This is a genomic window from Solitalea lacus (assembly GCF_022014595.1).
Classification (GTDB): domain Bacteria; phylum Bacteroidota; class Bacteroidia; order Sphingobacteriales; family Sphingobacteriaceae; genus Solitalea; species Solitalea lacus.
Genome location: NZ_CP091740.1, coordinates 300,054 through 322,261 on the forward strand (window position 1 = coordinate 300,054; position 22,208 = coordinate 322,261).

The following is a 22,208-nucleotide window of genomic DNA, read 5'->3' on the forward strand; positions in this document are numbered from 1 at the left end:
AAAATTACACATATATTATGCTTATTTTTATCATCCGAACAGAAAATTATTATGGGAAAAACTGTATTGAAAGTCCAGCGGTCAGAAGCCGGAGAGATCAAGAAGCTATTAAACACAAATGACGACTATACCGTGGGCGTAAGACTGTTTCTTGTATACTTAGTGGCCTTGGGCCATTCCTCCAGGAAGCTGGCTGAACTTCATGATATAAGCTTTAAGCAGATAACCAACTGGGTGCATCGATACGAAAAAGAAGGGATTGAAGGATTGAAAGATCGAAAAGGACGAGGTAGGCGCAGTGCCCTATCGGAAGATCAACTAAAGAGAATTAAGTCATTAGTCCTCTTGGAAAGCCCGAACCAGCACGGATTAACATCGGAAAAATGGACCGGCCCCCTTCTGGTGAAATGGATCAAAAATGAATATGGATTAGAGTATCAGAAGGCTCAGGTATACAATCTGCTTGAGAAAGTCGGCATTACATTTGAAAAGAAGCGCGGATTGATAAATAAAGTGTAATTAATTTATATACTTTTCACCAAAAGTGACGAAGAACCATTGACTACCGTTTTAGACAATGCTACGGTCTGGGTTGTTTTCATATAGCAAAAGCATTTGAGCCAGTTCCTTTAAACAGACTTCCGATTGATAGGAATCGTTATAGTACTCCATTGTTGCATAGAAGTCTTCATAAGCATATAAACAAATGGTAAGTAGATTGTGGAAATGCTCTATAAGGTTATAGTCGGATCTATCTTGTTGATCTTCGCCTATCCCTGCTAAGGTGTCAATAAAGTCATGTTGGAATTGAAGTATTCCATCCGTAGAAACGATAAAAGATGCCATTTGCATTGGCTTCCCATTATAGGTATTTAAGAACCTTTGCCACTCATCATCATTTAAGTGACTAAATAGATGATCCTTTAAAAGGGAATAGTTCGGTTCTAAAATGAAATGATTCATAGATCTAAAGTAAAAAGGCAACTCAATGTGAATTGCCTTTAGAATGGGACAAACTTAAGATTTTACCCTTTAAAAGAATAAGAAGTATTATAGTGTGTCCTTGTTAAAAATCAAAGATTCTTGCCTCCATTGAAGAGATCACTCCTTTTTCAAATTCATCCAAGTAGGTTTGTGTTTGATATTCGGTTTGATGACCTAACGCTTCACTGATGATGCTTGTTGCTACTCCTGATCGTTTGAGATTGGTTGCATAGCTGTGGCGACTAACATAGGTAGTAAGATTTAATCCCTTTTCATCAATCAATCCAGCTATCTTCTTAAGATTGTCATTTACTTTCTTAATAGCAGTTTTCTTTCGAGTGTACTTCTGTTTTTCTGTAATATGAATCGAATCGTTAAGAATTGGGAAAACGTAGTTTTCTGTTTGTTGACTAGACTCATAGTAATTGATAATCTCCAATGCATACTGATTTAACGGTATTGTAAACAGTTGGCCTGTCTTTCGTCTGGTGTAATGAATCTCATTATTATGAATATCTGACCATTCGAGGAAAGCCATATCAACGAAGTTCATTCCACGCATATAGAAGCTGAATAAGAAGACCTGTTGAGCGAAGTGGACTCCTGTTCCTTCTTTAAGTTTTAAGTCTTTAATCTTCTTGATGATGTCGAGATTAATAGAACGCTTTCTTGTTTTATGATTCAGGCGTTTGTTAATGGAGTATTTCTTCTCACCGAAAGGGTAGTTTTCTTTTTTATAAAGACCGTCTTCAATAGCAAGATTAATTACCCGTTGAAGGTTGCGGATTTTGACACTAATGGTTGTGTCTTTATTCTTGCGCTCAAATCTTAACCAATTCTCGAAACCTTCGAGGAACTTAACATTTAAATCATGTAGCATTGCAACAGGTCGATATTTAAGTAAAATGCTTTGATTTTCTTTATATAAGGCTGCTGAACCAGTTTTCCGATTGTTTTCGAGTTCTTCAATTAAATGCGTGTAATAATCCTTTAAAAGCTGAGAAGGTTTTTGTTTCTTTAGATCACGTTCAAATTGAATAAATGAAAAAGCGGTTCCGTTTGACTCATAATTTAGAAGTATCTGCTTTGCTTCCGAAAGTTTTTCCTTTAGAATCGCATTATACTCTTTATAGGTTTTAAAAGACCTTTTAAACCTACCCAGTCCTTCATCTTCCTTTTCAGCAGGCTTCCACTCTTCTTGTTTAGCTTTAAAGTCCAATCCTCTGTTTGTTAGCAATGAGGTAATCGCAAAATATTTCCTTTGAGAACCTTGAGTTACTCTTAAACAAATTGGATAAAAATTGTTTACTAATCCTTTTGATGTGTGTAGCACAATAGCAACTGTAGCCATTTTTTAGTTGTTGTGCATTAAGATTTAAGGGTACAAAAAAGGGTACAGTCTAAATAGAATTCCTTGGATTTACCCTTTCCTAAGGAATAAAAAAAGCCTTCTATTTATATATAGAAGGCTCATTTACATGTCGGGATGGCCGGATTTGAACCGACGACCTCCAGCACCCCATGCTGGCGCGATACCGGGCTACGCTACATCCCGAGGAGTTTATAGGCTTTGGGGCCACCAAATCCTCCATTTAATAATGTGGATTTAACATCGTTTTTATGCTTATTGTTCAAAAATAATATCTTTTTGCCCTTTCAGAAAAATCAATTGTAATTTTATTAATGAATGCTATAAAATAATTCTTTTAGGTAAATTAATATCTAAATTTGTTATTAACCCTAAATCTGTTTATGCATAAAGCAAATACCAATTACGAATTGCTGATTGGCAAGTTGGATGAGTTTATCCGGAAATATTATAAAAACCGGCTTATCAAAGGAAGTTTGTATGTTACAGGTATCCTTGCTTGTCTTTACTTAGTTCTTGCCGTAACCGAGTATTATTCGTTTTTGGGTATCTCCGCACGTACTTTCATTTTTTTCGGGTTCGTGTTATTGTCGTTGGTTGTGTTATTACTTTATGTTATCAGGCCGTTATTATCATTATTCAGATTAGGGGCTATTATTAATCATAGACAGGCTTCCGAAATTATTGGCAATCATTTTCCAAATGTAAAGGACAAACTGCTCAATACACTTCAGCTTAAAGAAATGGCCAACCAGTTAAGCGACAATAAACTAATTGAGGCCAGTATCAATCAAAAAATCAGCCAGCTTAAACCCATTCCGTTTGCTTCAGCTATCAATCTGGGCGAAAATAAAAAGTACCTCAAATTTGTTATTCCTCCCATTTTGTCTTTAATAGTACTGGGAGCAGCAGCTCCTTCGGTTTTAAAAGACGGAACCACTCGTTTGGTTAATTATGATACACCTTTTGAACGAAAAGCACCTTTTGAAATAACGCTTAGTAATAATAAACTGAGTGCACTTCAAAATGATGATCTTACTTTAAACGTGAAACTTTCAGGAGATGAAATTCCACAAGATATTTATTTGATTGAGGGTGAAAACCGGTATAAACTCGATAAAAAGAATATTTTAGAATTTTCATACACCTTTAAAAATCTTCAAAAAACACAAACCTTCCGTTTATTGGCGGATGGTTTTTATTCAAAAGAATATCGAATAGAAGTATTGCCTAACCCAATATTGTTAAACTTTGAAGTTACGCTGGTTTATCCTTCTTACACCAAAAAGGTAAATGAAACACTACAAAATATCGGCGATTTTTCAGCGCCGGCAGGGACACTGGTAAGTTGGAATTTTAAAACAGCCAATACTGATCAGCTAGACATGCTGATTGATGGTGTAAATCAACCTACACAAAAGAAATCAACATCATCATTTTCGTTAAGCAAAAAGCTTTTTAAATCGGCTAAATATACTGTACAAACCAAAAATGGATTTGTTTATAAGAAAGATTCTCTCAATTATTCTATCAATGTGATTTCTGATGCTCACCCATCAATTAATATAGCTGAACGTTTTGATTCGCTAACCAATAAGCAGTTTTATTTTTCGGGTGAAATTAGCGACGATTATGGCTTCTCCAAACTCACTTTCAACTATCAAATACTTAATAAAAACAAAAAGAAAGTTTATATAAAGCAAATACCTGTAAACGTAAATCAAAACACTGAGCATTTCTTTTTCGACTGGAATATGGAAGATGCAGGTATTACGCCGGGTGATGAAATAAGTTATTATTTCGAAATTTTTGATAATGATGGTATTAATGGAGCTAAATCCACCAAATCGGCTATTAAATCTTTAAAAAGTCTTTCAAAAACCGAAATTGAAAGTCAGCTGGATAGCAAGCGTGATGAATTAAAAGAAAAAATGGAAAATGCCCTTCGTCAGGCATCAAAGATTGAGCGTGAAGCAAAAAAACTGAATGATAAACTGGTCGATAAAAAGAACCTGACTTTTGAGGAGAAAAAACAAATTACTGAGCTGATTGAAAAACAGAAACAACTGGAAGAAAATATTCGTGAAATTCAGCAAGAAAATAAACTGAATAATCAACAAAACAGTGAATTGAATGAGCTTGACCAAAAAATTATGGAAAAGCAAAAACAGTTGGAAGACATGTTTAACAATGTTCTTGATGAAAAAACAAAGGAAATTTTAGAAAACCTCCAAAAACTAATGGAGGAAAACAATAAAAACCTTACGCGCGAGCAACTGGAAAACATGCGAATGGACAACAAGAGTTTGGAAAAAGAACTAGATCGCATGCTTGAACTTTATAAACAATTGGAATTTGAGCAAAAGCTTCAACAAAACATAGATAAACTGGATGAGTTATCACAAAAGCAGGAAAATTTATCAAACCAATCAAAAGATAAAAATTCAGACGCTGATAAACTCAAAACTGAACAGAATAAGCTCAATAAAGAGTTTGATGATGTTAAAAAAAATTTAAATGACCTTGAAAAGAAAAATAATGAATTAGAGAATAAAAATAACCTGGAAAACACTGACAAAGAACAACAGGAAATTGATAAAGACCTGAAAAATAGTTCAGAACAACTTGAAAATAATAATAAAAACAAGGCTTCTGAATCACAAAAAAATGCTGCAAACAAGATGAAAAATCTGTCGCAGAAAATGCAACAAATGCAAGAACAAATGGAAGGCATGAAACTTGATATGGATATCGACGGTTTACGCCAAGTGCTTGAAAATTTGTTGAAAGTTTCTTTTGATCAGGAAAAACTAATGCAGCAGTTTAAAACGTTAGGAATAAATGACCCAGGGTTCTCTACATTGGTTCAAAAGCAAAAATCATTAAAAGATGATATTGGAATGATACGCGATAGTATTTTTTCAATCAGTAAACGTATCCTTCAAATAGAAAGTTTCGTAAACAAGGAAACCGACAACATAAACAAGTATATGGATAAAACCATGGAAAGTTTAAGTGAACGTCGTACAGGCGAAGCTGCTGGTCATCAACAATACATCATGACTTCAGTAAACAACCTGGCCGTGATGTTAAGTGAAGTGTTGGATCAATTGCAAAATCAGCAATCAAGCATGGGCAAAGGCAAATCAAAAAGTAAAAACAAAAAGCCAAGTCTATCACAATTGAACAAAATGCAAGAGGAGCTGAACCAGCAGATGCAGCAAATGAAAAATGGCATGAAACCGGGACAAACACCACGTGGTCAGCAAAGTGAGCAAATAGCCAAAATGGCCCGTCAACAACAAGCCATACGTAATGCATTGCAAGAAATTAACCGTGAACAAAATAAAGACGGAAAAGGCAAACTGGGTGATTTGGACAAGTTAGGTAAAGACATGGAACGTACCGAAACCGAACTTTACAACAAACAACTTACTCAGGAAATGCTTAAACGCCAACAAGAAATAAAAACGCGTTTATTGGAAGCTGAAAAAGCTGAAAAAGAGCGTGACGAGGATGAAAAACGCGAAGCAAAACAGGGTAAAGAGCAAACAGCTGATTTTAAAGCTATTTTTGATCAATATCAAAAAGCCAGGCAAAAAGAGCTTGAATTATTAAAAACTCTTCCACCAGGTGTAAGTTCATTTTATAAGTCAAAAATAAATTCCTACTTTAACTTACTAAATAAAGGGAAATAGTGTTATGGGTCATATTTCTACAGATACAAGCAAACTATACACGTTGCAACTTGCATCGAAATTGGACAGTATTGTTGAGCTTGAAAACTTTCTAGAACTGTTATTAGAGGAACATCATGTTTCCAATGAAAGCTATGGAAATATTATGACCTCTTTAAATGAGGCCACTATGAATGCAATTGTTCATGGAAATAAATGTCTCGAAAATAAAAAGGTATATATCAATGTTGAAGTAGTGAACAAAAGTAAATTCATTTTTACTGTTGCAGATGAAGGCAAAGGTTTCGATTTCCGTAACCTAACTGATCCTACCTTACCTGAAAATATTGAAAAGGATAATGGCAGAGGCGTCTTTATTATGAAACACCTTGCCGATCAGTTGATCTACAATGATTTAGGAAACGAAGTAGAAATGCACTTTAAGTTTTAAATTAAACGAATAAATTAAGGCAACTGAAATAGTTGCCTTAATTATTATCGACTACGTCCAATCAAAAACCGCTTTTAACATTCATCCTATCATTTTCCCTATCTTTGCCGCAATTAATTAATCAGGTAATGTATAACTGATTAAAAACTAACTGTTGTTAACTGATAAGATGGCAATTAATTTTTTTAACGAAGACATCGATTTCAAATTAAAAGATAAAGCAAAACTAAAAACCTGGATTAAATCTACTGCAGCAGAAGAAGGTTATAAGCTTAAAGAAATCAATTTTATTTTTTGTTCTGATGAATATCTGTTGACGATAAATCAACAATATTTGAACCATAATACCTACACTGATATCGTAACCTTTGATAACTCAGAAAAAGAGGGTCAATTAATAGGAGATATTTTTATAAGTGTGGAAAGAACCTATGAAAATGCTCAAAAATTTGGAGTTGCTGCGTCCACCGAGCTCTATAGGGTGATGATACATGGTATCTTACACCTTTGTGGATATTATGATAAAAAACCAGAGGATAAAGCCTTAATGACCGAGAAAGAAAACTTTTATCTGCAGAAGGTATAGAAAAAATTATGAGTTATGAATAAAATAAACCATTCATAACTCATAATTACTATTAATAATCAATTACTTAAATTACTTCCACAATCTCATTTAAAGGTTTTCTTACCTTTTTAACAAACTGGAATGTATCGTCATTTGCACGGTAACCAATTGCTGCCACTACTATAGCATGTAATCCTTTTTCCTTCAAACCTAAAATTTCGTCATAGGCATTGCTATCAAAACCTTCCATTGGACAAGCATCAATTCCTTCCAATGCACAATAAGTTAATAAATTACCTAAGGCAATGTAGGTTTGACGAGCATTCCAATTAGAAAGAGTCTCAGGATTTAAATTTGCAACAGTACCCTTCATCATGGTTTCAAAACCCCGCAATGTTTCACGTGAAATATTACGTGTTACAGCAATGTTATCAATATATGTTTCAATTTGGGCATTATCCACAATTTGCTGATGAGCAAATACAATTAAATGTGATGCATCAGTAATTTGGGTTTGACCCTTCGACATCCCCTTTAATTTTTCTCTAACTTCAGGATCCTCAACAACTATAAACTTATAAGGTTGTAATCCATATGCTGATGCACTTAAAGTAATAGCTTTTAATACCTTAGAAAAATCTTGTTGACTCAATTTCTTTGTAACATCAAACTTTTTTGTTGCATAACGGAAGTGTTCCAAACGATCTAAAACATTCACCTTTTCAATTATTTCCATACTTTCTAATTGTTCATTTTAATAATTAATTCATTGGAACATCAATTAATAACAGTTCTGTTTTAGAATTTGTTTTAACAATTATTGTGTCCACATCATTTATACCTATCGCGTCCCTAGTACCTAAAGTTTCAGTTGCAATTTCTACCTCACCATTCAAAACAAACACATAAACGCCATTACCCTTATTTTTAATAGAATATTCAATAGTTTCACCAGCATCAAAGTTTCCTAGTGAAAAAAATGCATCTTGATTAATCCAAACACCGCCCTCTTCCCTATTTGGAGAAACTACCACTGAAAACTTGTTATCTCTATCTTCAGGAAAAAAGGTTTTCTGTTCATAACGAGGTTCTATATCACGCTCTTTTGGAAACACCCATACTTGTAGGAACTTAACCTCATGCTCACGTGAATTATTATATTCTGAGTGTGCAATACCGCTACCACCAGACATAATCTGTACATCATTCGTTTTAATCACTTCTTCCCTACCTGTACTGTCTTTATGACGTAATTCTCCTGATAATGGAATACTTACAATTTCCATATTATCATGAGGATGCGTTCCAAATCCCATGCCTGGAGCAACTGTATCGTCATTCAATACTCGTAACAGCCCAAAATGAATTTTTTCAGGATCATAATAACTGGCAAAACTGAATGAGTGATAGCTTTTTAACCAACCAATATTGTTATAGCCACGTTCATTTGCACGATGAATTATAGTTTTCATTTTATATCCTTTTTAAATGATGATACAAATATACGTAAAAACATTATTTGTTACAACATATATGTTTTATTTAATAGAATTAAAAATTCAATTCATTCAATCATAGGTAGATAAGAAAATACGAAAAGGATAAAAGCCACTGTTTAAACAGAATAGCCTGCCATTCAGGCGGATGCTGCCCCCCTTTAGAGATTAAACGGAACCCTACCGGAGCATATTGACCCCCTTACAAGGAGTTCAGCGGTGGTATACCGGAGCATGTTGACCCCTCTAGCTATTGGTTTTGGTTATACTTAGTGATTTTATCACCTAAAAGATCACTGATAGCCGAAAAACCAAGACCCATGAATCAGATAAAACAACTATTACGATTACACAGCCAGGGCCATTCCAATAAGGCCATAAAACGCATCTTAAGCATCATTACGAACATAGTTAAATCTTACCTGCATAAACTTCATTCAGCAGGTCTGGATCCACAGGCATTACTTCAGCTGGAAGATCCGGAGGTGGAAACGAAGTTCCATACCGGCAATCCGGCCTATAAAGTTCATCACTATACGCATTTCAAAGGGAAGCTGGAGTACTTCTCAACAGAGCTGCAGAAGCCTGGCGTTACTAAAAAACTATTGTGGGAAGAATACCTTATAGGCTATTCCTCAGGCTATGGCTATTCCCAGTTCTGTCATCAACTCCACCAACAACTTGTTGCCCGCAAATCTACCTCTGTTCTTCAGCATGAGCCTGGTGATAAACTGTTTATAGCATTACAGGGAAACACAGACCTATTTAACCCAAATAAAAGATAAAGCTTATTTACTCAGTAAATCAATTTAAATGATCATAGAAGAAACAAGTGCACAAAATAAATTATAGTAATTTAGAAAATTACATTCTTTAAAAAATTAGTCAATACAGTTCTAATAAATAATATGAAAACAGCAATAATTATTGGTGCAAGTGGTTTAATAGGTAGTGATTTACTTAATCTCTTATTAAACAATGATAAGTTCAATCAAATAACAGTTATAGTACGTAAACCAATACCAATACACCACCCCAAAATAATACAACTGGTAATAGATTTTACTAAAATTTCCGATTATGCTAATGAACTTAAAGGCAACTGTGTATTTTGTTGTATTGGATCAACACAAAAAAAAGCCGGTACTAAAGAAAAATATGAGTTAATTGACAGAATATATCCAAGAGAAATTGGAAAAATAGCATTACAAAACGGCGCAAAACATTTCCTATTAGTAAGTGCTATGGGTGCAAATAATAATTCAAGAATATTCTATAATAAACTAAAAGGATTAACAGAACAGGATATAAATGAATTAGGCTATGAAGCAGTAAGTATTTTTAGACCATCATTACTAGTAGGACAAAGAGAGGAAAATAGACCAGGTGAAAAATTAGGTATATGGATAATGAAATGGTTAAATAATGTACTTATAGGAAAATTAGCAAAATACAGATCAATAAAAACTAAGGATGTAGCGAAAGCAATGACAACTATTGCTTTAATTAAGGCTAAAGGAACCGACATTTACCAATCTAACGAAATACAAAAAATTGCCGATAATTCAATTAGTTAAAAGAAATCAATTTATCACTTAATATAAAATACTATATTTCACATAAATTCATTACAAAAACAAGTTTATGAAAAAAATCTTACTAAGCTTATTAATACTATCCGCAACCTGTATTACAACTACCATTAAGGCTCAATCAACATCTAAAATAGCAAACAAGTTATTCTATACAGAACTTGGTGGCCCAGGTGTATTATTTTCAGCAAATTTTGATGGAAGATTTGATAAAAATAAGAAATTAGGTTTAGGTTATCGGATTGGGCTTGGGTTTTCAACCTATGAACAGGATATCTCTTCTAGTAGCAACACTAACAACTATTATTACGAAACTGAAACAAGAAATTATCTTACTCTACCAATTGGAATTAATTATATATTAGGTAAAGAAGGATCTGCGAATATGTTTGAAATAGGTGCTGGCTTAACTTTATTATCAAAAAAGGTAAGCATCTATAACTACGAAAACCAAGATGAGGGTAGCAACATTATTGGAGCTATATCATTTATGTATAGAAGACAACCAATTGATGGTGGTTTTAGTTGGAGAATAGGCTTTACACCTATAATAGGTACATCAGGAAATATATTTCCATCAGGTGCTATAGGTATAGGTTATAACTTCTAAATCAAAATTAAAATAATACAAATCATATAAAAAACCCGTTAGTTAGAGCTAACGGGTTTTTTATTTATCTATATACACCTAAAATCATTATCCTATCTTGAAATTATAAATAATCCTCATTTAAATAATAATCAATTCGCTAAAATAAAGAAACATTATAAATCAATTAGATTAGAGTATTACAACACAAACACGGTCTTTAAATTAATTCCTAACTTAATATTATTATACTGAATTACAATTAAACAGATAAATCTAATAAAGTATATAATAATAAAATACCAATTAAAACACCTTACCACTATTAACTTAATATTCTCAATATTATTCAATCTTAAAATTAATGTTCCACGTGAAACATTAATACAACATCAATATAAATAAACTACTAAAATCAATTTCGTAACTTTGCAAATTATTTAAAATTAAAGAGATAAACCATGTTCCACGTGGAACATTATTAAATAGATATGTTTTCGGAATACGATATTATAGTAGTAGGAGCTGGTCATGCCGGTTGTGAAGCAGCAGCAGCAGCTGCAAATCTAGGTTCTAAAGTTCTATTAATTACAATGAATCTACAAACTATTGCACAAATGTCGTGTAACCCAGCAATGGGTGGCGTGGCTAAAGGACAAATTGTTCGAGAAATTGATGCAATGGGTGGATATTCAGGAATTGTGAGTGATAAAACTACAATTCAATTTAGAATGCTGAATCGTTCTAAGGGTCCAGCAATGTGGAGTCCACGAGCACAAAATGATCGCTACAAATTTCATGAAGAATGGCGTTATATGCTAGAGAATACCAAAAACCTGGATTTCTTTCAGGATATGGTAAGTGGCCTATTAGTAAAAGGAAATACTATTTATGGTGTAAAAACATCACTTGGTTTAGAAATAAAAGCTAAAGCAGTAGTACTTACTAATGGAACGTTCTTAAATGGTACCATTCATATTGGAGAAAAACGATTTGGTGGTGGACGAATGGGAGAAAAAGGCGCAACCGGATTAACCGAAAATTTAGTTGAACTAGGTTTTGAAGCTGGTAGAATGAAAACAGGTACCCCTCCTCGTATTGATGGTAGAAGTATCAATTATTCAGTTATGGAAGAACAACAAGGCGATGAGAATCCAAGTCGCTTTTCATACCTTGATTTTGAACTACCAAAAGAACAACGTTCTTGTTATATTACCTATACTAGTCAGGAAGTTCATGATATACTTAAAGAAGGTTTTGATCGTTCACCAATGTTTACTGGCCGTATAAAAGGTTTAGGTCCACGATACTGCCCTTCTATTGAAGATAAAATAAATCGTTTTGCAGAAAGAGAACGCCATCAAATTTTTGTGGAGCCTGAAGGTTGGAATACTGTAGAAGTATATGTAAACGGATTTTCTACTTCATTACCTGAAGATGTTCAGTATCGTGCTTTAACAAAAATACCTGGTTTTGAAAATGCAAAGTTCTTCCGACCAGGATATGCAATTGAATATGATTTCTTCCCTCCTACTCAATTAAATACAACACTCGAAACCAAGCATATTTCTAACTTATTTTTCGCAGGCCAAATAAATGGAACAACCGGTTATGAAGAAGCCGCAGCACAAGGTTTTATGGCAGGTATAAATGCTCACCAAAAAATCAATGAAAAACATGAATTAGTTTTATCTCGATCAGAGGCCTACATTGGGGTATTAATTGATGACCTTGTAACAAAAGGAACAGAAGAACCTTATCGTATGTTTACTTCAAGAGCAGAACATCGTTTACTACTTCGCCAAGATAATGCGGATATTCGATTAACTAAACTATCACAAAATATTGGCTTAGCATCAGACGAACGCTTAAGAAAAGTTGAAGAAAAGATTGCAAAATCGGATGACATTGTTCAATATATGAAAGCTAAATCAGTTGAACCGTCAGAAATAAATGCATTCTTAGATCAACAAGGAACTTCGCCGATCCCTCAAAATGTTAAATTATTTAACTTATTATCACGTCCTCAAATTAATATTGATGATTTAATAAATGCATACCAGCCGTTAAAAGAATTTATTAATGGATCAAAACAAGAAATAATTGAACAAGCCGAAATTAAGGTTAAGTACGAAAGCTATTTTGAAAAAGAATTAGAAATGGTTTCAAAACTTCAAAAAATGGAAGATCAAAACATCAATCCAAATTTTGATTATGATACATTAATTTCACTTTCGAAAGAGTCGAGAGAAAAACTAAAAAAAATAAAACCAAGAACTTTAGGTCAAGCATCAAGAATTTCCGGTGTTTCGCCTGCTGATATATCTGTTTTAATGATACATTTATCTAAGTAATTGATTTTTAATTACTTAGATAAATTTTAAATTAAAAATATCTACCTATTTTAAGGCGATATAACCCACTTTCTAAAAACTTTAATATTATTTATCATAAAAGCATTAAAATTAAACTGAGGGCTTAAAAACGTGAAATTTTCAAAAGGGAAGTTTTTAAAGAAAAAAAATGAGCTATTCTTAGCATTATCAATATTAGTAAGTGCATGCGCCAATGTGGTAAGCCCAACAGGCGGACCAAAAGATGAAACAGCTCCAAAACTTGTTAGTGAAAATCCAAAAAATAAAACTTTAAACTTTGCAGAGAAAAAAATTGAGATTGAATTTAATGAAATGGTTCAACTCAAAAATCAGTACAAGGAAATAAGCATTACTCCAGAGATGGAACTTGCACCAGAAATTACAGCAAAAAAAAATACTGTAATTATAAAGTTTGTTGACACATTAAGTAAAAATACAACTTACTCTATCAATTTCGGAAATTCAATTGCTGACATAAATGAATCTAATGAATATAAAAATTATCATTATGTTTTTTCAACTGGCAAATTCATTGATTCGTTAAAAATTTCAGGTACGGTTGATTATATAATTGATACTGCCCAAACAAAAGAAGTTCTTGTTGCCCTCTACCCTACAGATATTGAAAAACTCTATAAGCAAAAACCAATAATTTACACTAGCACTACAACAGGTGGTAAATATGAACTAAACAATATCAAAAATGGAAAATATGCCATTTACGCTTATAAAGATTTAAATGGTAATAAACGATTTGATGATGATGAGCTCCTAGGTTTCTTAAATAACAATGTTGACTTACAAAAAGATTCATCTAAAATCAATTTTACATTAGCTAAACAAGTCCCGAAAAATTTAAGAGTATCATATAGTAAATACTATGAAGGAAGAGTACTAGTAAAATTGAATTATCCGGACGACTCGGTAAATTTCAACGTTTTTTATCCAAATGAATTCAAAAATAAACTACTAATTGACAAAGCAAGTTCTGATTCAATTTCGTTATGGTTACCAACAACCAAATTTGATTCGACCCAAATTCAGTTGACAAAAAATGGAAAACCCTTCGATACCTTAATGGTTAGGAATTTTATTAAAGACCCTAAACTGGGCTTATTCAAAATAACTGATAATGTATCATCAGGAATATTGAAACCAAATGACACTCTCAAGCTTACAACTTCTCGACCATTGAAATTGGCGGATGTTACCAAACTAGAACTTTTGGAAGATAGTGTTAAAATAAAAACAGGCTTTACAATTACTCCAAGCAAGAAAAAAATAAGAGAATATATCGTAACATATGAATGGGACAGTACTAAAAAGTATGATATTAATATTAAGGAACGACAATTCACGGATATTTACGATGCTTTCAATGCTCAGTACAAAAGAACATTTATACAAGATACGAGTGCTAATTATGGAATAGTATCAGCAAAATTTACCATTCCAAAGGATAAACAGTATATAGTTCAATTACTCAATACAAATCAAGAAATTGTTGGACAATTAATTGCAAATGAAAACAAGGTTTATAAATTCATAAATCTTACTCCAGAACGATACAAAATGCGATTTATCGAAGATGCAAACAAAAACAAAAAGTGGGATATTGGAAATGTTTACCATAAAATACAACCTGAAAAAATTAGCTATTATCCAGATGAAATAGCTGTACGGGCAGGTTGGGATATGGAAGTAAATGTAAATTTAGAGTAGTTGACAAACAATAAAAAGAAATGGTCGGATTATTAGTCCGACCATTTCTTTTTATTCCCTAAACCAATCGGAATACATGATGTATCTACCAGGCAATGAATCCAATAATTCTCTTTGTGCTTCAGTAATAGGTTTAATTTTTTTCGCTGGAATTCCAGCATATAAATAACCTGTTTCGCATATTGTATTTTCTAAAACAATTGCTCCTGCAGCAATAATACAATATTCATTAACAACTACATGATCCATAACAATAGCACCCATTCCAATAAGAACTTTAGCTTTTAATTCACAACCGTGAACAATTGCATTATGTCCAATATTAACGTTATTTCCTATAACTGTTGGAGCTTTTTGATAAGTGCAATGAATAATTGCTCCATCCTGAATGTTGGTATTATCACCTATCTTAATAAAATTAACATCTCCTCTTACTACTGCATTAAACCAAACACTACAATTATCGCCCATTACAACATCACCAACTACAGTAGCATTATCAGCTAAAAAGCAGTTTTCTCCAAAATTTGGAAATTTTTCTTTAACAGGTTTAATAAGAGCCATCCTCTGAAAACTAATTGATATACTATTACAAAATTAAAATATGGTATCCACAATTTTATTAACATCCTTTTCCTTTTCAGGATAGTCAGTTGTAAAGTGCAACCCCCTACTTTCCTTACGGATAATTGCTCCCTTTATTACCAAAAAAGAAACTTGTATTAAATTTCTCAATTCACAAAGTTTCATAGAAAGTTTGGTATTCTTATAAAATGATTCCGTTTCAATAAACAATAATTCCAAGCGGCGTTTAGCTCTTTCCAAACGGAAATCAGAACGGACAATACCGACATAATCACTCATCAAACGCTGCATTTCCCGGATATTGTGAGTAACTAAAATATCTTCATTCGATTGGACAGTGTTTGTATCATTCCACTCAGGAATATCTAATTGGAAATTAATTAAATCAAAACCGGCAATTGCTGATTGATAGCTTCTTTCAGCAAAAACTAATGCCTCTAATAAAGAATTAGAAGCCAATCTATTAGCCCCGTGCAAACCAGTTGAAGCACACTCACCACAAGCATATAACCGTTGAATACTTGAATTACCATATTCATCAACCAAAATTCCACCGCACATATAGTGAGCTGCTGGAACCACAGGAATCATATCCTTGCTCATATCAATTCCTATACTTAAGCACTTCGCATAAATATTAGGAAAATGGCGCAATAATTCAGCTTTAGGTTCATGTCTTATATCAAGATAAACAAAATCATCTCCGGACTTCTTCATTTCCGCATCAATTGCTCGGGCAACAATATCACGCGGAGCTAATGATTTTCGCTCATCATATAAATGCATGAACTCTTCACCTTTACGATTTCTCAACACACCCCCAGCACCACGAACAGCTTCAGAAATTAAAAAGGAAGGATACTCACCAGGATTATACAATGCAGTAGGATGAAACTGGATAAACTCCATATTTCTGACTTTACCTTTTGCCCTATATACCATAGCAATACCATCACCTGTAGCTATAATTGGGTTAGTAGTACTTGAATAAATATGCCCAGCACCTCCCGAAGCCATTAAAGTAACCTTAGATAATATTTTTTCAACCTTATTATTAATGGTGTTTAATGCATAAATACCATAACAAGTAATATCGGTTGATTTTTTATCAACAACTACACCTAAATGATGTTGAGTAATTAAATCAACAGCAAAATAATGGGTTAAAATTTCAATGTTAGGATGTTTATGTATTTGTTCAAGCAAGGCACGCTCAATCTCAAAACCCGTAATATCTTTATAATGTAATACACGATGTTCAGAATGACCACCCTCTTTTGCCAAATCATAATGACCCGACCGGTCTTTATCGAAATTAGTTCCATAATCAATAATCTCTCTTATTCTTTCTGGACCTTCTTTTACAACAATTTCAACAATATGCTGATCACATAAACCATCACCAGCAATCAGGGTATCCTGTATATGCTTTTCAAAAGAATCAGATTTATCCACAACTACCGCAACGCCACCTTGTGCATATTTGGTATTAGACTCATCTTCATTAGATTTGGTAACGATGCAAACAGTACCATGTCGTGCAGCTTTTAAGGCGAAGGATAAACCTGCTATCCCCGAACCAATTACTAAGAAATCTACTTTCTTCATCAATATAATGTAAGTAACAGGTATTAAACAAATTATGAAAGTGGATAAAATTTATCGCTTGGAATTGAAAAATATGAACCAAACCGAAGCTTTATTTCATTTCTATTTATAACATGTTAATAAGTATAGCAAAGATGTTAATTTTGCGTTTGAAATTTGTAAGCAAGTTTTAAATAGCGTGAAAAATGACGATTTTTAAACATGCAAAACAAAAACTTCAAGATTGAGCTTTATAGATATTAACATGATATACCATAATCCACATTCAACAAAAATTTAACAGGAAAAAAAGTAAGTACTAAAATTGATTTTTTTAAGCTCCAATAAATCAATAAGTTGAATTTAAGGAAATGTTAAAAGAATGTTAATAACTTAAGAACAATCAAAAAGACAAGTAGAATTTTAAAAACTTATTCACCAAACTAACACTATAATAAGAGACAACATTTTAAAAATTTTAAATCTTTTATTTTTATTTACAATGTTAGTTAATCAACAACAATAAAAATGATGACAGCCGAAGCCCCCGCGGCCCTGCTTGAGAAGGGATATTTGGATTACCATGTGGATCCTACTTTAGATTTGTTTGAGGAAATTGAAAAACTCAAAAAGGAAAAGAACGCTATTATTTTAGCACATTACTATCAGGAACCTGATATACAGGATATTGCTGATTATATAGGAGATAGTTTGGGCTTATCACAACAGGCTGCAAAAACTGATGCAGATATTATTGTATTTGCCGGTGTTCATTTTATGGCCGAAACAGCTAAAATACTTTCTCCACATAAAAAGGTATTATTACCTGATTTAAAAGCTGGTTGTTCATTGGCTGATACCTGCCCTGCCGATCAGTTTGCACACTTTAAACAAAAACATCCGGATCATACAGTGATTATGTACGTAAACTCAACCGCAGAGATTAAAGCCATGAGTGATATTGTATGTACATCAACAAATGCGGTTCAAATTGTGGAAAGCTTACCAAAAGATGAGAAAATCATTTTCGGTCCGGATAAAAATCTTGGTGCCTATGTTGCAAAAAAAACAGGCAGAGATATGGTGTTATGGCAAGGATCATGCATGGTGCATGAAATTTTCTCCCTGGAAAAAATCACTAAGCTAAAAAACCGTCACCCTGAAGCTGAATTTATAGCTCATCCGGAATGTGAAGATGCTGTTTTGAAAATTGCTGATTACATTGGCTCAACAACAGGTTTATTAAAATATGCTATTAACAGTCCGAAAAAAGAGTTTATTGTAGCAACAGAATCAGGAATTATTCACCAAATGCAAAAAGCAGCTCCTGATAAAGTATTTATTCCGGCGCCACCAAATAACAGTTGTGCATGTAATGACTGCCCACATATGAAACTCAATACACTTGAAAAATTATACCTGTGTATGAAGTATGAACTACCAGAAGTTACATTGCCTAAAGAATTGATAGAAAAGGCAGTTAAGCCTATTGAACGAATGCTTGAAATTTCGGCGAAATACGGTTTGTAAATAGTGATATTTTAAATAATAGTTAACAAAAAGTAAGTACTCAGTTACTTACTTTTTGTTTTAATATAGGTTTTATATTTTTGGATAAAAACCAAACTTACTATTTACATGAAAAAACTATTATTTGTTTTAGGGCTGGGTATTTTATTTTCTTCTTGCAGCAAATTTGAACAAGCCGAACCTGATCCGACTACACTTCCTGTTCAAAAGAGATTAAAATTCAACATTTACTCAAATAAAGATTATAGCGATACAAAAAATGATGGTACCTCGGCTTTAATTACCATAAAAGTAAACAGCCATAAAATGGCAAACCATCAGACAGCAACTGTTTGGGATACAAGCATCGCAGAACGTCAGATTAAAAATTACCCCTTAGCAAATCATCCTATTATTGTTGAAAAAGTGTTTAACAACATCATTGACAAAGATGAAACTATTAGCTGCACGTATGTAATTACCGTGAAGTATAATTTCGGTGCTACTGCACAGAATACCGAGAAAACAGAAAGTTTTGATCAGGGAAATATTTCGAAACAACTTGGAATTATTTTATAATTAGTAATTTAAATAGATTTTTTAAAAGGAACTGTTGATAATTATTCAATAGTTCCTTTTTTAGTTAAATGCTAAAAATTTAAAAAATTTTCCCGCTTCGCGGATAATTAACATGGGAAAAAATGATATTATAGAAAAAACCATAGCCTATGTTAAAACTGAATTGGCTGGTGCCGAAGGTGGACATGATTGGTGGCACATTTACAGGGTGTGGAAAAATGCTCAATTAATAATGCAATATGAAAAGGCTGATAGGTTAGTTGTTGAATTAGCAGCACTACTCCATGATATTGCTGATGCTAAATTTCATAATGGTAATGAAGAAATAGGTCCTCAAAAAGCTAGTGAATTTATGAGAACTAATGATATTGATAATAATACCATTGAACATGTAGTAAATATTATTCGACATATTTCATTTAAAAATGACAATCAGCGTCATATTTTCAGTTCTAAGGAATTGGATATTGTTCAGGATGCCGATCGGTTGGATGCTATTGGAGCAATAGGCATTGCAAGGGCATTTAACTATGGAGGGTTTAAAAATCGCACAATTTATGATCCAGATGTAAAGCCAAAACTTTTGATGTCAAAAGAAGAATATAAAAAAAGTGAAGCACCAACCATTAATCATTTTTATGAGAAGTTGTTGCTGTTAAAGGAAAAAATGAACACTCAAACGGGGAGAAAATTGGCTGCAAAACGACATCAATTTTTAGAAAATTTCCTTCAACAGTTTTTTGATGAATGGAATGGAGAAAAGTAAATCTCTAAAGCAATTAGTATAAGTTTATTGTTGATGAAGAGAAATTTTCACTGCATTGTGGATATTCACAATCATATGCAGATGGAGGTATTGTATCTACAGGAACTGAATTACCAGATGGAAAAAATAAAAAGCTACGGGATAATTTATCACTAAGATTTTCAGCTTTCTCGCCGCCTTCGGCAGATCGTTACATTTCTAGCGACATTAATGAAAATTATGTGCATAAGTTTGTGGAAATGCTGAAATCAAAATAGTAAAATTGCCTTCACTTTTGCACCATATACAAGAAACTTATTATCCCCAATGACTTCATCATTAAAAATGCTGTATAAAAATTATAGCAGTATCATTTTATTGCTCGGTGGAATTATAATTGGCAGTTTGGCCGGGTTATTTTTTGGTAAAGAAATCGCCATTATTAAACCGATTGGCGATATTTTTCTAAACCTTTTATTCACCTCAATCATTCCCTTAATTTTTTTCGCTATTTCTTCATCGGTTGCCAATATTGAGCAAATGGGCTCATTTGGAAAGGTGATGCGCTCGATGCTGTTTGTGTTTTTATTCACCACGCTCCTATCGGCATTTTTAATGATTATTGCTGTCACTTTCTTTCCCATAACCGATCAATTTCAGTTGAGTTTACCAAAAGAGTCAGACACAAGAGTTGCCGGTTTTGGCGAGCAGCTAACTGCATTGTTCACTACTACTGATTTTTCGCAACTGCTAACACGTCAAAGTATGTTGGCACTGATCATATTTTCAATATTGGTTGGAACAGCAACTTTAAAAGCAGGTAAATCTGGTGAACTCTTCAAACAGTTCTTAAACTCAGGAAATGAGGTTTTCAAATGGCTTATTGGATTAATAATGAAAGCGGCTCCACTTGGTTTGGGTGCATACTTTGGTTACCTGGTTGGTGTATTCGGACCTGAGTTATTTGGTTCATATGCTCATTCCTTGGGGTTGTATTATGGCTTTGGTATTGTGTATTTTTTTGTGATGTTTTCGGTTTATGCTTTTATGGCAGGAGGTTTAAAGACAATTCCGATTTATTGGAAAAACAACATTGTACCATCGTTAACAGCTTTGGGTACTTGTAGTAGTGTAGCTACTATTCCGGTAAATATGCAAGCGGCTGAGAAAATGGGAGTTTCAAAACCAATTAGCGATATTACCATTCCGCTTGGAGCTTCGTTGCATAAAGACGGTTCAAGTATTGGTGGTGTAATTAAAGTGGCGATGGTTTTTGCAATTTTTAATAAATCATGGGCAGGGTTAGATACAATGTTGATAATTTTAGGAATTGCCTTGATGACAAGTATAGTTGAAGGAGGAATTCCTAACGGTGGTTATGTTGGAGAGTTATTTATTGTTACCGCTTTCCACCTTCCAATTGAAGCCTTATCAGTTTTAATGGTTATTTCAACTTTAATTGATCCGATGGCAACATTATTAAACGCAACCGGCGATACTGTAGCATCCATGATGATTGCCCGTTTATCGGAAGGGAAAAATTGGATGAACAAACAAATTCAAGCCACATAATACGCTTAAAGTGAAAAAGGTATTTATCCCATTTCTAGTTTTATTCTTTTTTGTTAACAGAATGAACGCACAAAGGATTGATCTCGTAAAGCATTTTAATACTAAGCAATTACTTATTGTTACCTCAAAATCATTGGAAAGTATTGAAGGCGTTTTAAATGTTTACGAATGGGATGACCAAAAATGGCATTTAAAGTTAGAGAAACTACCCATTACATTGGGAAGAACAGGCTTGGTTTGGGGCAAGGGTTTACATGATGATAAATTAAATACGGGAGACCTTAAAAAAGAGGGTGATGGGAAATCGCCTGCTGGTATCTATAGTTTGGGTGGATTGTTTGGATATGAAACAATTCAAACAAGAATGGACTTTTTAAAAGTTACTAATACCATGTTTTGTGTTGATGATCCATCATCAGTGTACTACAACAAAATTGTAGACACAACACAAGTAGAAAAAACATGGAACTCGGCAGAAGAAATGCGTCGGGCAGATGTGTTATACAAATTCGGTATTATTGTTAATTACAATACAGATCCAATTGTAGCAGGTGCCGGCTCATGTATATTTATGCACATTTGGCGTGGTGCCAACCAGCCTACTTCCGGTTGTACTGCTATGACAGAAGAAAATATGTTGAAACTTTTGGAAATTCTCGACAAAGAAAAAAATCCGTTGTTGGTACAGTTTCCTCTTTCAGAGCAGCAAAAGCTAGTTGAAATTTACGATTTACCCTTAATTGAAAGGTAATCAAATATAATTCGTTGTTCTTTTCTACCTTTGCTTCTTATTTTTCTAACATAATGT

20 protein-coding genes and 1 tRNA gene are annotated in these 22,208 nt (G+C 33.3%); 14 read left to right on the forward strand and 7 right to left on the reverse strand.

All coding sequences use genetic code 11. From position 1 onward, the window contains the following. Nucleotides 1–51 precede the first annotated feature (51 nt). Nucleotides 52–519 (forward strand): helix-turn-helix domain-containing protein, encoded by a 468-nt coding sequence (locus L2B55_RS01210; RefSeq protein WP_237845709.1) that lies wholly within the window; start codon nucleotides 52–54, stop codon nucleotides 517–519. Between the two features lie 51 nt (nucleotides 520–570). Here the strand turns inward: L2B55_RS01210 and L2B55_RS01215 are convergent, their stop codons facing one another. From L2B55_RS01215 to L2B55_RS01225, 3 genes are all read right to left on the reverse strand, one after another. Beyond that, nucleotides 571–963 carry a hypothetical protein gene (locus L2B55_RS01215; protein ID WP_237848474.1) on the reverse strand — a complete coding sequence of 131 codons (393 nt, stop codon included), beginning with the start codon at nucleotides 961–963 and terminating at the stop codon, nucleotides 571–573. A gap of 103 nt (nucleotides 964–1,066) precedes the next feature. Beyond that, on the reverse strand, nucleotides 1,067–2,335 hold the full coding sequence (locus L2B55_RS01220) for a site-specific integrase (RefSeq protein ID WP_237848475.1): 1,269 nt from the start codon (nucleotides 2,333–2,335) through the stop codon (nucleotides 1,067–1,069). 130 nt (nucleotides 2,336–2,465) lie between these two features. Further along, nucleotides 2,466–2,539: transfer RNA gene (locus tag L2B55_RS01225), tRNA-Pro, on the reverse strand. Between the two features lie 197 nt (nucleotides 2,540–2,736). Between L2B55_RS01225 and L2B55_RS01230 the strand changes: the two genes are divergently transcribed. The 3 genes from L2B55_RS01230 to ybeY all read left to right on the forward strand — a co-directional run bounded on the left by L2B55_RS01230 (nucleotide 2,737) and on the right by ybeY (nucleotide 7,067). Further along, the gene (locus L2B55_RS01230; RefSeq protein ID WP_237848476.1) at nucleotides 2,737–6,051 is read left to right on the forward strand and encodes a coiled-coil domain-containing protein; all 3,315 of its coding nucleotides are present in this window, start codon (nucleotides 2,737–2,739) and stop codon (nucleotides 6,049–6,051) included. Nucleotides 6,052–6,055: 4 nt separating this feature from the next. Continuing rightward, nucleotides 6,056–6,481 (forward strand): ATP-binding protein, encoded by a 426-nt coding sequence (locus L2B55_RS01235; RefSeq protein WP_237848477.1) that lies wholly within the window; start codon nucleotides 6,056–6,058, stop codon nucleotides 6,479–6,481. A gap of 169 nt (nucleotides 6,482–6,650) precedes the next feature. After that, a complete protein-coding gene (ybeY, locus tag L2B55_RS01240) occupies nucleotides 6,651–7,067 on the forward strand; it encodes an rRNA maturation RNase YbeY (RefSeq protein WP_237848478.1) in 417 nt (138 codons plus the stop codon). Nucleotides 7,068–7,134: 67 nt separating this feature from the next. Here ybeY and L2B55_RS01245 read toward each other — a convergent pair whose 3' ends face one another. Together L2B55_RS01245 and L2B55_RS01250 are read right to left on the reverse strand one after the other, a co-directional pair. Continuing rightward, a complete protein-coding gene (locus tag L2B55_RS01245; RefSeq protein WP_237848479.1) occupies nucleotides 7,135–7,785 on the reverse strand; it encodes an NAD(P)H-dependent oxidoreductase in 651 nt (216 codons plus the stop codon). 25 nt (nucleotides 7,786–7,810) lie between these two features. Beyond that, nucleotides 7,811–8,521, reverse strand: coding sequence for a pirin family protein (locus L2B55_RS01250; RefSeq protein WP_237848480.1), 711 nt, complete (start codon nucleotides 8,519–8,521; stop codon nucleotides 7,811–7,813). Between the two features lie 344 nt (nucleotides 8,522–8,865). Between L2B55_RS01250 and L2B55_RS01255 the strand changes: the two genes are divergently transcribed. From L2B55_RS01255 to L2B55_RS01275, 5 genes are all read left to right on the forward strand, one after another. After that, entirely contained in the window at nucleotides 8,866–9,330 is a 465-nt protein-coding gene (locus tag L2B55_RS01255) for a hypothetical protein (RefSeq protein WP_237848481.1), read from the forward strand. A gap of 123 nt (nucleotides 9,331–9,453) precedes the next feature. After that, nucleotides 9,454–10,122, forward strand: a complete 669-nt coding sequence (locus L2B55_RS01260) for an NAD(P)H-binding protein (protein ID WP_237848482.1) — start codon at nucleotides 9,454–9,456, stop codon at nucleotides 10,120–10,122. A gap of 67 nt (nucleotides 10,123–10,189) precedes the next feature. After that, nucleotides 10,190–10,747 carry a hypothetical protein gene (locus tag L2B55_RS01265; RefSeq protein WP_237848483.1) on the forward strand — a complete coding sequence of 186 codons (558 nt, stop codon included), beginning with the start codon at nucleotides 10,190–10,192 and terminating at the stop codon, nucleotides 10,745–10,747. 470 nt (nucleotides 10,748–11,217) lie between these two features. Next, on the forward strand, nucleotides 11,218–13,080 hold the full coding sequence (gene mnmG / locus L2B55_RS01270; RefSeq protein ID WP_237848484.1) for a tRNA uridine-5-carboxymethylaminomethyl(34) synthesis enzyme MnmG: 1,863 nt from the start codon (nucleotides 11,218–11,220) through the stop codon (nucleotides 13,078–13,080). Between the two features lie 132 nt (nucleotides 13,081–13,212). Further along, nucleotides 13,213–14,823 (forward strand): Ig-like domain-containing protein, encoded by a 1,611-nt coding sequence (locus L2B55_RS01275; protein WP_237848485.1) that lies wholly within the window; start codon nucleotides 13,213–13,215, stop codon nucleotides 14,821–14,823. 51 nt (nucleotides 14,824–14,874) lie between these two features. Here L2B55_RS01275 and L2B55_RS01280 read toward each other — a convergent pair whose 3' ends face one another. Next, the gene (locus tag L2B55_RS01280; RefSeq protein ID WP_237848486.1) at nucleotides 14,875–15,387 is read right to left on the reverse strand and encodes a gamma carbonic anhydrase family protein; all 513 of its coding nucleotides are present in this window, start codon (nucleotides 15,385–15,387) and stop codon (nucleotides 14,875–14,877) included. Nucleotides 15,388–15,420: 33 nt separating this feature from the next. After that, on the reverse strand, nucleotides 15,421–17,016 hold the full coding sequence (nadB, locus tag L2B55_RS01285) for an L-aspartate oxidase (protein ID WP_237848487.1): 1,596 nt from the start codon (nucleotides 17,014–17,016) through the stop codon (nucleotides 15,421–15,423). Nucleotides 17,017–17,523: 507 nt separating this feature from the next. On the opposite strand from nadB, the gene nadA reads away from it, so the two are divergent. The 5 genes from nadA (at nucleotide 17,524) to L2B55_RS01310 (ending at nucleotide 22,151) form a co-directional block, all read left to right on the forward strand. After that, nucleotides 17,524–18,525: a quinolinate synthase NadA gene (gene nadA / locus L2B55_RS01290; protein WP_420854512.1), complete on the forward strand. Its 1,002-nt coding sequence runs from the start codon at nucleotides 17,524–17,526 to the stop codon at nucleotides 18,523–18,525. 108 nt (nucleotides 18,526–18,633) lie between these two features. Beyond that, complete coding sequence (locus tag L2B55_RS01295; protein ID WP_237848488.1) at nucleotides 18,634–19,083, forward strand: hypothetical protein; 450 nt, start codon at nucleotides 18,634–18,636, stop codon at nucleotides 19,081–19,083. Nucleotides 19,084–19,195: 112 nt separating this feature from the next. Continuing rightward, nucleotides 19,196–19,849 carry an HD domain-containing protein gene (locus tag L2B55_RS01300; protein ID WP_237848489.1) on the forward strand — a complete coding sequence of 218 codons (654 nt, stop codon included), beginning with the start codon at nucleotides 19,196–19,198 and terminating at the stop codon, nucleotides 19,847–19,849. Between the two features lie 306 nt (nucleotides 19,850–20,155). Next, the gene (locus L2B55_RS01305) at nucleotides 20,156–21,400 is read left to right on the forward strand and encodes a dicarboxylate/amino acid:cation symporter (RefSeq protein WP_237848490.1); all 1,245 of its coding nucleotides are present in this window, start codon (nucleotides 20,156–20,158) and stop codon (nucleotides 21,398–21,400) included. 61 nt (nucleotides 21,401–21,461) lie between these two features. Further along, the gene (locus L2B55_RS01310) at nucleotides 21,462–22,151 is read left to right on the forward strand and encodes a L,D-transpeptidase family protein (RefSeq protein WP_237848491.1); all 690 of its coding nucleotides are present in this window, start codon (nucleotides 21,462–21,464) and stop codon (nucleotides 22,149–22,151) included. The last annotated feature ends 57 nt before the right edge of the window (nucleotides 22,152–22,208 follow it).